This is a genomic window from Streptomyces erythrochromogenes (genome assembly GCF_040684695.1).
Classification (GTDB): Bacteria; Actinomycetota; Actinomycetes; order Streptomycetales; family Streptomycetaceae; genus Streptomyces; species Streptomyces erythrochromogenes_C.
On sequence record NZ_JBFBGM010000005.1, the window covers coordinates 83,943 to 96,370 of the forward strand.

Here is a 12,428-nt window from a genome sequence, read left to right on the forward strand (position 1 = left end):
ACGCGCCGGGAACCCCGTCGGTTCCCGGCGCGTCGGGCGCGGAGCCCCGCGTGCTCGCCTTCCGCTACTTCTTCAGCCAGGCCTGCATCATCTTCTGCGCGATCGGTGCGGCGAGCTTGCCGCCGCCGATCTCGGAGCGGTCGGTGTCGGAGTTCTCGATCACCACGGCCACGGCGATCTGCTTGCCGTTCGCCTTCCCGTACGAGGTGAACCAGGCCAGCGGCGCGAGGCTGTTGTTCACACCGCGCTGCGCGGTACCGGTCTTGCCGCCCACCTCCGCGCCCGGCACCTGGGCCGGCTTGCCGCCGCCCTCGGTGGCGACCGTGCGCATGGCGTCCCGGACCATCGAGGCCGTCTTCTCCTTCATGACCTGCTGGGACTTCGGGTCCTTGAAGCTCTCCAGCACGTTGCCGTTGGCGTCGGTGACCTCGGAGACCATGTGCGGGGCGACGAGCTTGCCGCCGTTCTCGATCGCGGCCGTGACCATGGCCATCTGCAGCGGGGTGGCCTGGACGTCGAACTGGCCGATACCCGTCTGCGCGACCTGGTCGATCGACATCTTCTTGGACGGGTACTTGCTCGGCGGGTTGGTGCGGACCGGGGTGTCGATCTGCGTGTTGAAGCCGAGCTTCTCGGCGGTTGCGCGCATCTTGTCCTGGCCGAGCTTGGAGGCCAGCTCGGCGAAGACGTTGTTGCAGGACAGCCGCAGGGCGGTGCGCACCGAGACGTTGTTGCAGGCCGCGGAGCCCGCCTCGCTGGGCAGCGGGGTGCGGGTGCCGGGGATCGTGTACGGGTCGGGGATGCCGGTCTGCCGGTCGATGTCGGTGACCAGGCCGTTCTCGATCGCGGAGGTGAGGGTGACCAGCTTGAAGGTGGAGCCGGGCGCCTGGGGCTTGCGGAGCGCCACGTTCTCCAGGGCCTTGCCCTTGTCGGCGGAGAGCGCGTCCCATGCCTTCTGGTCGTTGGCGCCGGCGATGCTGCCCGGGTCGAAGGAGGGGTTGTTCACGACGGCGAGGATCTCGCCGGTGGCGGGGTCGATGGCCACGGCCGCGCCCTGCTTGCCCTGGAGCGCGTCGTAGGCGGCCTTCTGCACGTCCTTGTCGATGGTGGTGAGGACGTTGCCGGGGTCGGCCCGCTTGTTGGTGAGCATGTCCATCACGGTCTTCAGCCGGCTGTCGGAACCGTTGAGGACGTTCTTGTAGACGCCCTCCAGCATGCTGGTGCCGAAGGCCTGCGAGCTGTAGCCGGTGACGGGCGCGTAGAGGGGGCCGTCGACATAGGTCCGCTTGTAGCCGAAGTCCTTGCCGCCCGTCTTCTCCGAGCCGGTGATCGCCTCCCCGCCCACGATGATGTTGCCCAGCGGGTTCTCGTACTGCCCGATGAGATTGCGGCGGTTGTGCTTGTCGTCTGCGAGGGCCTGGCCTTGGTACGCCTGCACCCAGGTGACCCGGACCAGCAGGGCCAGCACCAGGAGCAGACAGAAGACCGACGCACGCCTGATCGTTTTGTTCATCGCCCGAAAAGACGTCCCGGCGGCTCCAAGCGTTCCGCTCTGCCCCGATTGTGGCCGACTTCTCAGGCTTTCCTCATGATGAATCCTCCCTCGTAGGCCGCGATGACCGCCTGCGTGCGGTCGCGGGATCCGGTCTTGGCGAGGACCGACGCGACGTGGGTCTTGACCGTCTGGGGGCCGACCCCGAGGCGTTCGCTCATCTCGTGGTTGGACAGTCCGGTGGCCATCAGGCGCAGTACGTCGGCCTCGCGGTCGGTGAGCCGGGCGATCCACGGTGCGGTGGCCGGGGCGGCGGCCGCCGCGTGGGTGGCGGCGAGGGAGCGGACGGCGGCCGGAAAGAGCAGCGAGTCCCCGCGGGCGACGATCCGGACCGCCCCGATCAGCTCGTCGGGGTCGGCGCGCTTGAGGAGGAAGCCGACGGCTCCGGCGCGCAGCGCCTCGTAGACGTAGGCGTCGTTCTCGAAGGTGGTGACGACCACGATCCTGGGCGGCTCGGCCATGGTGGCGAGGATCTGCTCGGTGGCCCGGATGCCGTCGATCTCGGGCATCCGGACGTCCATCAGCACCACGTCGGGGGCGAGGGACCGCACGAGCGGGACCGCCTCGGCGCCGGTGGCGGCCTCGCCGACGACCTCCAGGTCGGCTTCCGCCTCCAGGATGACCCGCAGCGCGGTGCGGACCATCCGCTCGTCGTCGCAGAGCACGATGCGCAGCGGCGGCCGGCCCCCCGGGGCCGCGGCGGTCATCGGCCGCCGCCGGCCAGCGGGAGGACCGCGCGCAGCCGCCACCGGTCCCCGTCGGGGCCGGCCTCGACGCTGCCGCCGAGCAGTGCGGCCCGCTCCGCGGAACCGCGCAGCCCGCGGCCCCCGGTGGTGCGGGGCTCCCGGCCCTCGGGCGCGGCGGGCGGATTGGTCATGGTGATCTCCAGTTCTCGTCGTGCGGTGTCGTGGCCGGCCCGGACGAGGATCCGCAGGTCCACCGGGCCGGCGCCGTGGCGCAGTGCGTTGCTGAGGCCTTCCTGCACGATCCGGTAGGCCTCGCGGGAGGTGGTCTCCGGGAGCCGGGCCCAGTCCCCCGCGGGCCCGGGGTCCTGGTGCGCGGTCACGGGGGTGCCCGCGGCGCGGGTGCGGGCCAGCAGCCCGTCGAGGTCGGCGGCGAGGGTGGGCGCGGGGGCGGTCGCACCGTCCGGCCGGTCCGGGTCCCCCTCGCGCAGCAGGCCCAGTACGGCGTCCAGTTCGCCCACCGTCCGCCGGGTGGTGTCCTCGATCGCGGTGAGCGCCTCCCGTACGAAGTCGGGGTCGCGGTCCAGCATCCGCCGGGCCGCGGCCGCCTGGAGGGTGACGGCGCTGAGCGCGTGGCCGACCGCGTCGTGCAGCTCCCTGGCCAGCCGGTTGCGCACGGCCAGGTCGGCCGCCCGCTCCTCGGCCGCCGCGAGCCGGTCCGCCGCCGTGGGCCCGAGCAGGACGGGCGCCAGCCGGGCCAGCAGCTCCCCCGCCCCGGCCGCGCACACGGCCAGTGCGGCCAGCAGGGCGATCCCGAGGAGCGGCGCCGTGTACGTCTCGACACCGGTGTTGAACCACCCGAAACCCAGCCGGACCTCGCGCAGTCCGCTCACGAACGGCAGCACGATCAGCACCACCGCCATGGGCGGCACCGCCAGCGTCATTCCGCTGACCAGCGCTCCGACCCCCAGGTGCAGGGTCCACCAGGCCGATGCCCGCACCCGGGCGGCCCATGACCGCGCCGGCCCCTCGGCGAGCCGCTCCCCCGGCACCGCGCACATGGCCCGGACGGCGGTCACCGAGAGCGGCCGGACCAGTGCGTACATCCCGGTGGCGGCGACCAGGGGCAGGGCCGCGGCGTAGGCGGCGAGGGACAGCGGCAGGGAGGACAGGGCGTTGGCTCCGCCGGCCGCCGAGCCGACGGCCACCGAGGTCAGGAGGAAGTACGGCATCAGCAGGGCGCCGCCGAGGATCTGGTGGACCCACCGCAGTCGGGCCCGCGCGCCCAGCAGCCGGCCCGCGCCGTGGCGCATCAGCTCTCGCGTCGGGATATGAGGAACCGGGTGAGGACGGCGGTGGTGAGCGCTCCCGTGACCATCTGGCCAGCGTAGATCAACTGCGCGGCGGCGGACGGTCCTTCACCGTCGCCGAGCTGCGGCCCCAGCGAGGCGTTCAGCAGCCAGGCGCCCCACGCCAGGGTCGCTGCGCCACCGACCCAGGCGAGCCCGAGCGGCCACCGCGCCCGGAGCGCCCCGCCGCGGGCCAGGAGCAGCGCTCCCGCTCCCGCGGCGAGCGCACACATCGCGTGCGCCACGGATCCGACGGCGCTCTCCGCCGAGAACGCCTCGGCCCGCTCCGCACTCAGCCCGGCGGTGCCGCCGAAGGCCCAGTAGAGGAACGACGCGGCCAGGACCAGGGCTCCCGAGGCCGCGGCTGCCGCCACCACCCCCGTGGACGACGGCAGCCGCTCTCCCGCCGCGCCCTGCCAGCGCCGGCCCCAGCGCCGACGCGCATAGGGCACGAACAGCCCGGCCAGGGCGAGTCCTTGGACGGTGAATCCCGTGTAGACGACGATGAAGACCCAGGAGTCCAGGAAGGGCTCCCGCGCGGCCGCCACCTCCGGGCCGTCCCCGAAGCCCAGGGCCCGGACGAGCAGCTGGCCCGGGAATCCGAGGAGGATCGGGGTCAGCAGGCCGGTGGCGGTGAACACCGGAACGGTCAGCATCCAGGCGGGCGTTCTCAGCCCCCAGGGTCTGGTGAGGACCAGGACGAGCAGGATCACGCACGCGTCCATGGCCAGCGTGACGGCATTGGCCACCGTGAGGAACGGGCCGGCCTCCAGCAGCACGCTGCCGTCCGGTATCCCGATCCGGCTCCCGGCCAGCCAGGCGGTCTTGAGCGCCAGGTACGGCGCCGTCGCGGCCAGGGCCGCCGCCGCGAGGACGCGCCTCCCGGCCCCGGCCCCGGTTGCCGGAGCGGGAGCCGGGGCGGAGTCGAAGGAGGGCACGGAAGGGGAGGGCGCGGAAAGGGAGGGGGCAGAAGGGGAGGGGGCGGAGGCGGAGTACTGCGGTGCGTGCTTCGTGCGAGCGTCCCGTGTGGTCATGCCCCAACGGTCCCGTGCGCGGCGGCCCGCCACCTCCCCCTCATTGGGGAACCGCCTCCCCCGCGCGGGGGAGGAACCGTCCGGGACCCGACGTCCCACGCACCGTCACATGCGGCGCGTCACCACCGACAGCCGGTCGCGCGCCTCGAACAGCGCCGCCTTGATGACCTGCTCGTGCCCCGGTGTCAGCCGCGCCACCGGCACCGAACAGCTCACCGCGTCGCGGGCCGGCGTGCGGTACGGCACGGCCACCCCGAAGCAGCGCAGCCCGAGCGTGTTCTCCTCCCGGTCCAGCGCGTACCCCTGTTCCCGCACCAGCTCCAGCTCCTCGATGAGCTGCTCCCGGTCGGTGATCGTGTGCTCGGTGACCGCCTCCAGCCGCCGCGGCAGCAGCGCCCGCACCTCCGCGTCCGAGTGCGTGGCGAGCAGCGCCTTGCCGAGCGCCGTCGAGTGCACGGGCAGCCGGCGCCCGACCCGGGTGAAGGGCCGCAGGTAGTGCTGGGACTGCCGGGTGGCCAGGTACACCACGCTCGTCCCGTCGAGCCGGGCCAGGTGGATGGTCTCCGTCGTGTCGTCGGAGAGCCGGTCCAGGGTGGGCCGGGCCGCGGCGACCACCTCGTCCCCGTCGATGTAGGAACTGCCGACGAGCAGGGCCCGTACGCCGATGCCGTACCGCGTACCCGTCGCGTCCGTCTCCACCCAGCCGAGGTTCACCAGCGTGCGCAGCAGCATGTAGAGGCTGGACTTGGGCAGGGAGAGGTCGTTCTGGATGTCGGCCAGGCTGTGCAGCCCCGGCCTGGCCGCGAAGTGCTCCAGCAGCAGGACGGTCCGGACCGCCGATTTGACCGGTGCCGCCTGGGCGGGGATCCCCGACTCGGTCGTCGTCATGCGCCTGCTTCCCCTCTGGTCGCCTCTTGTCACGCGGAGGACCCGGAAATAGAGTCCGCAGCAGATGTGATCATTCATCCACCGGAACTGCGTTCAGAATACTGAACGATCCAGGAGGCAGTGGGCCATGACAACGACACCAGTCTGGAGTGTGGACCCCCGCACCGGGAAGCAGCGCGAGCAGGTTGCGGTGGAAGCCACACCCCGCGAGGTGGACGAAGCCGTACGGGCCGCGCACGCCGCGCGCGGCCCGCTCGCGGACGCCACCGTCCGCGCCGCCTTCCTGCGCACCGCCGCCGCCCTGCTCGACGAGGCGGCCGCCCACGTCATCGAGGCCGCCGACGCCGAGACCGCGCTCGGCCCGGGCCGGCTCACCGGCGAACTGGCCCGCACCACCGGTCAGCTGCGCGCCTTCGCCGACGCCGTCGACGAGGGGTCCTACCTCGACGTCCGGATCGACCGCGCCGACCCCTCCCTCACCCCGCCGCGCCCCGAGCTGCGCCGCTACAAGGTTCCCCTCGGCGTGGTCGCCGTCTACGCCGCCTCCAACTTCCCGCTCGCCTTCTCCGTCCCCGGCGGGGACACCGCGAGCGCGCTGGCCGCGGGCTGCCCCGTCGTCGTCAAGGCCCACCCCGACCACCCCGCCACCTCCGAGCTGTGCGCCTCGCTGCTGCGCCGGGCGGCCGTCGCGAACGGGCTCCCGCCCGAAGTGGTGGGCGTGGTCCACGGGTTCGACGCGGGTCTGGAGCTGATCCGCCACCCGCTGGTCGCGGCCGCCGGATTCACCGGTTCCATCCGGGGCGGCAGGGCCCTGTTCGACGCGGCCGCCGCCCGGCCCGTACCCATTCCCTTCCACGGCGAACTGGGCTCCCTCAACCCCGTCGTGGTCACCCCGGCCGCCGCCGCCGAGCGCGCCGAGGAGATCGGCGCCGGTCTGGCCGGTTCGGTCACCCTCGGCGTCGGCCAGTTCTGCGTGAAGCCCGGCCTGGTCCTGGTGCCCGACGGCCCGGACGGCGACCGGCTGACCGGCGAGCTCACCAAGGCCCTCGGCGAGACCGAGCCCGGCGTGCTGCTCGACCACCGGATGCGGGAGAACTTCGTCTCCGGGGTGCGCGAGCGGGCCGCGCTGCCCGGCGTCGACGCCCCCGTCACCCCGGGATCGGGCGGCGAGCACACCGTGGGGGCGGGCTATCTGACGGTGCGGGCCGAGGACCTCCTCGCGGGCGACGGGCACGACGTCCTCCTGGAGGAGTGCTTCGGCCCGGTCACCGTCGTCGTCCGGTACGCGGGCCGGTCCGAGGCGGGCGCGGTCCTCGGGCGCCTCGGCGGGAACCTGAGCGCCACCCTCCAGCTGTCGGCCGCCGAGGCCGAGGGCGCCCCCGGCCCGGCCGCCGAGCTGATCGGGCAGGTCACGCAGCTGGCGGGCCGGATCGTCGTCAACGGCTGGCCGACCGGGGTCGCGGTGGCCCCGGCCCAGCACCACGGCGGGCCGTACCCGGCGGCGACCTCGCACTCCACCTCGGTGGGCGGCACGGCGATCGAGCGCTGGCTGCGGCCCGTGGCCTTCCAGTCGGTGCCGGACGCACTCCTTCCGGCAGAGCTGCGCGAGGCCAATCCGCTGGGCCTCCCGCGCCGGGTGACCGGCGACTGACCCGCCTCCGACCGGCGGCCGACCGGCGGGGAGCAGCGACCGCGCCGGCGTCCCGAATCCCGGCGCCCCGGCGCCCCGCGCACCGGCCGCCCCTCGCGCACGAACAATCCCGTTGCCCGCCCCGCCCCGCGCGGGGCAGGCTGCGGGCCATGCCGAGACCACACGGGTTCACGTACGACGTACGGCGCGACGGTTGCGTCGTCATCACCCACCAGGGCCGCGCCGCGGCCACCCTGCGCGGGAACCGCGCCGCCGCGTTCCTGGCCGAAGTGGAGGGCGGTGATCCGCAGCTCGTGATGGCCCGCTGGACCGGCTCCTACAAGTTCGGCAACGAGCGCACCGCCAAGAACCACCCCCGCAACCGGGGCGGAAATATCCCCCGAAGGTAAGGGAACGGCAAAGCACCTCCGCTCGTTCTCCGGGCATGACCGCTATGACCCCTGGATCCAACCTGCCGCTCAACGCCGTCAGCGTGACGGTCGACGTGGCTGCGCCGGTGCGGCTCGACGTGTCCGCGCTGCTCCTCACGGCGGACGGCAAGGTGCGCTCCGACGCCGACTTCATCTTCTTCAACCAGCCCTCCGGGCCCGGTGTCGCCTACCGGTCCGGCGGCGGCGCGGCGCCGGACTCGGTCACCGTGGACACCTCCGCGGTGCCCCCGGGCATCGAGCGGATCGTGGTCACGGCCAGCCCCGACGCCGCCGGGCAGACCTTCCAGGGCATCGAGCCCACCGCCACCGTGCGCAACGCCGACGGCGGTGCGGTGATCGCCTCGTTCACCCCGCCGCAGCTGGCCACCGAGACCGCGCTCGTCGTCGTGGAGATCTACCAGCGCGGCGGCGTGTGGAAGGTCCGCGCGGTCGGCCAGGGGTACGCGAACGGCCTCGCCGGCATCGCCACCGACTTCGGAGTCAGCGTGGACGAGGAACCGGCTCCCGCGGCCGCCGTGACCCCGCCGGCACCGGCCGCCCCCGCGGCACCCCCCGCTCCGCCCGCCCGGCCGACGGTCCACCAGCCCTCCCCCTGGCTCACCGCCGGTGCCGGCACCCCCGCCCCGGTCACCCCGGCCCCGGCTGCCGCCCCCGCTCCCGCCGCGCCCCCGGCGGCCCCGCCCGCCACCGGGAAGATCAATCTGGACAAGGGCCGGGTCAGCCTCCAGAAGAACCAGACCGTCTCCCTGGTCAAGGGCGGCCGCCCGCTGCTCTCGCAGGTCAAGATGGGCCTGGGCTGGGAGCCGGCCTTCCGCGGCCGGGACATCGACCTCGACGCCTCCGTCATCGCGTACGGCCCGCAGCGCAACCACATCGACAGCTGCTACTTCGGCAAGCTGTCCATCCTGGGCGGCGCCATCAAGCACTCCGGGGACAACCTCACCGGTGAGGGCGCGGGCGACGACGAGGTGATCGTCGTCGACCTCGGCCGGCTCCCGGCGGACGCCACGGGGCTGGTCTTCACGGTCAACTCCTTCTCCGGCCAGAAGTTCACCGACGTGGCCAAGGCCTACTGCCGCCTGATCGACGCGGCCAGCGGCGAGGAGCTGGTGCGCTTCGACCTCACCAGCGCCGAGCCGCAGACGGGCGTGATGATGGCGAAGCTGATCCGTCAGTTCTCCGGCGAGTGGGAGATGACGGCCATGGGCGAGTTTGTGAAGTCGCGCACAGTGCGCGGCATGGTCAAGCCCGCCGCGCAGGCACTCTGAGCAGGTGGGCGGGCACGGGCGGCCACCGGACGGGTCCGCGGGTGATGGATGCCACGCGTAATCCGTGGGTGGCTGTCAGTGCCCGCCCGTAGCCTTGGAAGCATGCACGAGACCTTCACACCCGCGGGGCCCGCCCGCCCGTCCGCCGCCGAGGCGAACGAGGCGATCCGGCACCTCGTGGAGACCAGGGTGGACGGCGAGTGGCCCTCCGAGGCGTATGAGTTCCTGCTCGCCGAGTGGGCCGAGGCCTCCCGCGCGGAGGTTTCCCCGGCCCACTGAGGCCCGCGATGCCGGCCGGGCGGATCGTCAGTGTGCGCGCCGCCACGGCCCGGTGACGGCCAGCATGATGCCCGGGTCCTGGATGTTGGCGTACAGCGTGCGTCCGTCCGGGGAGAAGCAGACACCGGTGAATTCGGAGTATTCGGGCTGCTCGGCCGACCCGATGTTCAGTTCGTTGCGCGCCAGCGGGTAGGTGCGGCCCGTTTCGGTCGCGCCGAACAGATGCTGCAGTCCCGAGCCGTCCTCGGCGATGACCAGGCCTCCGTACGGCGACACGGTGATGTTGTCCGGGCCGTCGTAGCCGCCCTCCGCCGACGGGTCCGCGTTGACGCCGATGAGGACGGTCAGCCGGATCGTGCGGCGCTTGGGGTCGTAGAACCAGACCTGTCCGTCGTGCGCGGCGCCCGGGCTCTCCTCGCGGGCGTACGAGGAGACGAAGTAGGCGCCTCCATCGGCCCACCACATTCCCTCCAGCTTGCGTCCACGCGTCACCGCGCTGTCCGCGAACTGCTTGCGGACCGGCACGGTGCGCGCGTCGCGGTCCGGCACGTCCACCCAGTCGACGCCGTAGACGGTGCCGATCCGCGTGGCGCGCGAGAGGTCGTCGACGAACCGGCCCGAGCTGTCGATGCACTTGGCGGCCTGGAGCACGCCGGCGTCGTCGGCGAGCGTACGGAGCCTGCCGCGCCCGTGCCGGAAGCCGCGGGGCGGGGTCCAGCGGTACAGCAGCCCGTTGGGCCCGGAGGCGTCCTCGGTCAGGTACGCGTGGCCCTGGCGCGGGTCGATGACGACGGCCTCGTGGTCGTAGCGGCCGAAGGCCTTGACCGGCCGCGGGTCGCGGTTGGCGCGGCGGTCGTGCGGGTCGACCTCGAAGACGTAGCCGTGGTCCTTGGTCATGCCGTTCTTGCCGGCGAGGTCGGAGTTCTCCTCGCAGGTCAGCCAGGTGTCCCAGGGGGTGGCGCCGCCCGCGCAGTTGGTCGAGGTACCGGCGATGCCCACCCATTCGGCGACCTCGCCGCCGCGCCGGACCTCGACGACCGTGCAGCCGCCGGCCGCGGCCGGGTCGTAGACGAGGCCCTCGGCGAGCGGGACGGGGCGGGCCCAGTTCTCCCGCTTGCCCTTGAGCTCGTGGTTGTTGACGAGCAGGGTGACGCCGCGGTGGCCCTCGAAGGCCGCGGTCCCGTCGTGGTTGGACGGGGTGGTCTCGCCGGACTCCAGCCGGGTGACGCCGCTGTGCGTGATCACGCGGTACCTGAAGCCGGCGGGAAGGGCGAGGATGCCGGCCGGGTCGGGGACGAGCGGGCCGTAGCCGGGCTCACAGGGCCGCCCGTGCTCGTCACGGCCCGCACCGTCCTCGGCCGCGAGCGCCCCCGGAGCGGTGGCGAGGGCGCCGACCGTCCCGGTGAGCGCGACTCCCGCGCCGGCGATGACGGTACGGGCGGTGAAGTCTCTGCGGCTGAGCGGCATCGGGTCTCCAGGGGTGGGGAGTGGTGCGCCTGTCGTGCGGTCGTCGGCGCACACGCTCCCGCCCGCACGTGAACGGCGGCTGAATTACCCACGAAGAGGGACCGGCCCCTTGCCGGTCGGCGTCAATGGCCAACTCCGGACCAGGAACGGCGCATTGTCACCGGCTGCCCGGACCGGGTCCTCAGGGCCTGCGCGAGCGCGCCTTGAAGGCGGCCCTGCGGGCCTCCTTCGCCGCCTTCCGGTCCGGGTGCAGCCGGCCCATCTCCTCCAGGACCTGCGCCGTCGACGGGTGCTCGACGCGCCACACCTTCTCGAAGAAGCCCGTGTGATGAGCGGTCAAGGTCTCCATCAGGAGGGGCAGCTCCTCGCTCTCGCCGTCGGCGGCGAGCTGCGCCGCGATCGTGTCGACCGTCAGCCAGAAGACCATCTCGGGGGCGGGCGCCGGCACGTCGGCCACGCCGTGCTCCGCCATCCAGACCCGGGCGAGCCCGCCGAGCTCCGCGTCGGCCAGGACCGCGCGGACCGCCGGCTCGGCCTCCGGTCCGGCCGGCGCGAGGGCCTGCTGGCAGCGCAGCCTGCGCAGCGGGCCGCCCTCGTCGTCCCCGCGCGCGGCGGCCAGCAGTTCGGCGACCGCGGCGGCCGTCTTGCGGCCCGCCATCCACTGCTCGATCTCGGCCTGCGCCGCGTGCTCGGGGTAGGCGGAGACGGCGTCGAGGAGGGCGTCGGCGCCCTTGCCGGCCAGCTCGCCGACCGCGGGGGCCTCCACTCCGGCCTCCAGCATCCGGGCGCGGATCCCGTAGAGGCCGAGGGGGGTCAGGCGGACCATGCCGTAGCGGGAGACGTCCTCGTCGTCGGCCTCCGTCGCACCGCCCGGGCCGTCCTCGTCGGCCTGCGCCATCAGCTCCTCGTCGACGGGCCGGAACTCCACCAGTCCGATCGGCTCCAGCTGCCGGAACTGGTCGTCGAGGCGCATCATCGCGTCCGAGACCCGCTCCAGGACGGCGTCGGTCGGCTCGCCCATTCCCTCGGGCACGACCATCGACGCGGCCAGCACCAGAAGCGGAATGGGCCGGTCCGCGGCGCCGCCCTCGGTGACGGTGAGCAGGTAGAGGTTGGCGAGGACCTCGTCGAGGAAGTCCGCCTCCCGGCCCGGGTTCCAGTCCAGCCGGTCGAAGTCGATCTCCCCGCCCGCGTCCAGCGCGTCGACCAGGTCCTCCAGGTCGGGCACGGCCGCGTCGGCGAGCACCGCCTCCAGGGCCGCCCGCCACAGGCCGAGGACGTCGCCGGGGGCCCCGCCCGTCACCAGCGCCAGGTCCTCGCCGGGCGCGGCCGTGCCGTACGGCTCCTCGCCCGCCTCCCCGGCGCCCTCCGCGACGCTGTCGGCCGCGGCGGTGCCCTCGGCGGCCGCGTCCTCCTCCGGCTCGGTCACGTCCACCAGGCCGGTGTCCACGGCCACCCGCCAGGCCTGGCTCGCGTACCCGGCGGCGTCCTCGTCCGCGGTGTCGAGGCCGAGATGGGCGGCGGCCGCGGGCAGCTGGTCGGCCGCCAGCTCGCCGCCGACCCCGACGCGGGTCGCGGGCCCGGCCCAGCGGGCCAGCCGTACGGCGCGCGCGAACAGCGGGGCGCCGAGGGCGTCGCGCGCCAGCTCCGCATCGGAGTGCAGCCGTACCGGCGGCAGTGTGGGGTGCGACTCAGCGGACATGGGGAGGCTCTCCTCGCGGACGCGGTGGTGACGGGCGGGCCCTGACGGTCCGGCCGGGCGGCCGGACCGTCATACGCGCCCGAAAACCGGCGACATGGCCGACATGACGGGGCAGTGCGGGCAT

Annotated in this window: 11 protein-coding genes; 4 read left to right on the top strand and 7 right to left on the bottom strand. The window is 73.8% G+C overall.

Going from position 1 to position 12,428, the window contains the following annotated elements; genetic code table 11:
* Positions 1 to 64: 64 nt before the first annotated feature.
* The 5 genes from AB0O53_RS10825 to AB0O53_RS10845 all read right to left on the bottom strand — a co-directional run bounded on the left by AB0O53_RS10825 (position 65) and on the right by AB0O53_RS10845 (position 5,506).
* On the bottom strand, positions 65 to 1,513 hold the full coding sequence (locus AB0O53_RS10825; protein ID WP_350994799.1) for a peptidoglycan D,D-transpeptidase FtsI family protein: 1,449 nt from the start codon (positions 1,511 to 1,513) through the stop codon (positions 65 to 67).
* Between the two features lie 62 nt (positions 1,514 to 1,575).
* The gene (locus AB0O53_RS10830) at positions 1,576 to 2,259 is read right to left on the bottom strand and encodes a response regulator (protein WP_350994801.1); all 684 of its coding nucleotides are present in this window, start codon (positions 2,257 to 2,259) and stop codon (positions 1,576 to 1,578) included.
* Complete coding sequence (locus AB0O53_RS10835) at positions 2,256 to 3,548, bottom strand: sensor histidine kinase (RefSeq protein ID WP_350994803.1); 1,293 nt, start codon at positions 3,546 to 3,548, stop codon at positions 2,256 to 2,258. The genes AB0O53_RS10830 and AB0O53_RS10835 overlap by 4 nt, the downstream gene beginning before the upstream one ends.
* Positions 3,548 to 4,618: a hypothetical protein gene (locus AB0O53_RS10840; protein ID WP_365194595.1), complete on the bottom strand. Its 1,071-nt coding sequence runs from the start codon at positions 4,616 to 4,618 to the stop codon at positions 3,548 to 3,550. The genes AB0O53_RS10835 and AB0O53_RS10840 overlap by 1 nt, the downstream gene beginning before the upstream one ends.
* 105 nt (positions 4,619 to 4,723) lie before the next feature.
* Positions 4,724 to 5,506, bottom strand: coding sequence for an IclR family transcriptional regulator (locus AB0O53_RS10845; protein WP_350994807.1), 783 nt, complete (start codon positions 5,504 to 5,506; stop codon positions 4,724 to 4,726).
* Positions 5,507 to 5,633: 127 nt separating this feature from the next.
* On the opposite strand from AB0O53_RS10845, the gene AB0O53_RS10850 reads away from it, so the two are divergent.
* The 4 genes from AB0O53_RS10850 to AB0O53_RS10865 all read left to right on the top strand — a co-directional run bounded on the left by AB0O53_RS10850 (position 5,634) and on the right by AB0O53_RS10865 (position 9,135).
* Positions 5,634 to 7,157, top strand: coding sequence for an aldehyde dehydrogenase (NADP(+)) (locus tag AB0O53_RS10850; protein WP_350994809.1), 1,524 nt, complete (start codon positions 5,634 to 5,636; stop codon positions 7,155 to 7,157).
* Positions 7,158 to 7,306: 149 nt separating this feature from the next.
* Positions 7,307 to 7,546 (top strand): hypothetical protein, encoded by a 240-nt coding sequence (locus tag AB0O53_RS10855; protein ID WP_350994811.1) that lies wholly within the window; start codon positions 7,307 to 7,309, stop codon positions 7,544 to 7,546.
* Positions 7,547 to 7,590: 44 nt separating this feature from the next.
* Positions 7,591 to 8,856: a TerD family protein gene (locus AB0O53_RS10860; protein WP_350994813.1), complete on the top strand. Its 1,266-nt coding sequence runs from the start codon at positions 7,591 to 7,593 to the stop codon at positions 8,854 to 8,856.
* A 102-nt stretch (positions 8,857 to 8,958) separates the two neighbouring features.
* On the top strand, positions 8,959 to 9,135 hold the full coding sequence (locus AB0O53_RS10865) for a hypothetical protein (RefSeq protein ID WP_168714754.1): 177 nt from the start codon (positions 8,959 to 8,961) through the stop codon (positions 9,133 to 9,135).
* 27 nt (positions 9,136 to 9,162) lie between these two features.
* Here the strand turns inward: AB0O53_RS10865 and AB0O53_RS10870 are convergent, their stop codons facing one another.
* A complete protein-coding gene (locus AB0O53_RS10870) occupies positions 9,163 to 10,602 on the bottom strand; it encodes an alkaline phosphatase PhoX (protein ID WP_350994815.1) in 1,440 nt (479 codons plus the stop codon).
* 181 nt (positions 10,603 to 10,783) lie between these two features.
* On the bottom strand, positions 10,784 to 12,304 hold the full coding sequence (locus tag AB0O53_RS10875; protein WP_365194601.1) for a hypothetical protein: 1,521 nt from the start codon (positions 12,302 to 12,304) through the stop codon (positions 10,784 to 10,786).
* Positions 12,305 to 12,428 lie beyond the last annotated feature (124 nt).

Bases quoted from the DNA above. Each gene is read 5' to 3' on its own strand.
- AB0O53_RS10830 (WP_350994801.1), bottom strand. From the start codon at position 2,259: ATGACCGCCGCGGCCCCGGGGGGCCGGCCGCCGCTGCGCATCGTGCTC.
- AB0O53_RS10870 (WP_350994815.1), bottom strand. From the start codon at position 10,602: ATGCCGCTCAGCCGCAGAGACTTCACCGCCCGTACCGTCATCGCCGGC.
- AB0O53_RS10835 (WP_350994803.1), bottom strand. From the start codon at position 3,548: ATGCGCCACGGCGCGGGCCGGCTGCTGGGCGCGCGGGCCCGACTGCGG.
- AB0O53_RS10840 (WP_365194595.1), bottom strand. From the start codon at position 4,618: ATGACCACACGGGACGCTCGCACGAAGCACGCACCGCAGTACTCCGCC.
- AB0O53_RS10825 (WP_350994799.1), bottom strand. From the start codon at position 1,513: ATGAACAAAACGATCAGGCGTGCGTCGGTCTTCTGTCTGCTCCTGGTG.
- AB0O53_RS10850 (WP_350994809.1), top strand. From the start codon at position 5,634: ATGACAACGACACCAGTCTGGAGTGTGGACCCCCGCACCGGGAAGCAG.
- AB0O53_RS10860 (WP_350994813.1), top strand. From the start codon at position 7,591: ATGACCCCTGGATCCAACCTGCCGCTCAACGCCGTCAGCGTGACGGTC.
- AB0O53_RS10845 (WP_350994807.1), bottom strand. From the start codon at position 5,506: ATGACGACGACCGAGTCGGGGATCCCCGCCCAGGCGGCACCGGTCAAA.
- AB0O53_RS10875 (WP_365194601.1), bottom strand. From the start codon at position 12,304: ATGTCCGCTGAGTCGCACCCCACACTGCCGCCGGTACGGCTGCACTCC.
- AB0O53_RS10855 (WP_350994811.1), top strand. From the start codon at position 7,307: ATGCCGAGACCACACGGGTTCACGTACGACGTACGGCGCGACGGTTGC.
- AB0O53_RS10865 (WP_168714754.1), top strand. From the start codon at position 8,959: ATGCACGAGACCTTCACACCCGCGGGGCCCGCCCGCCCGTCCGCCGCC.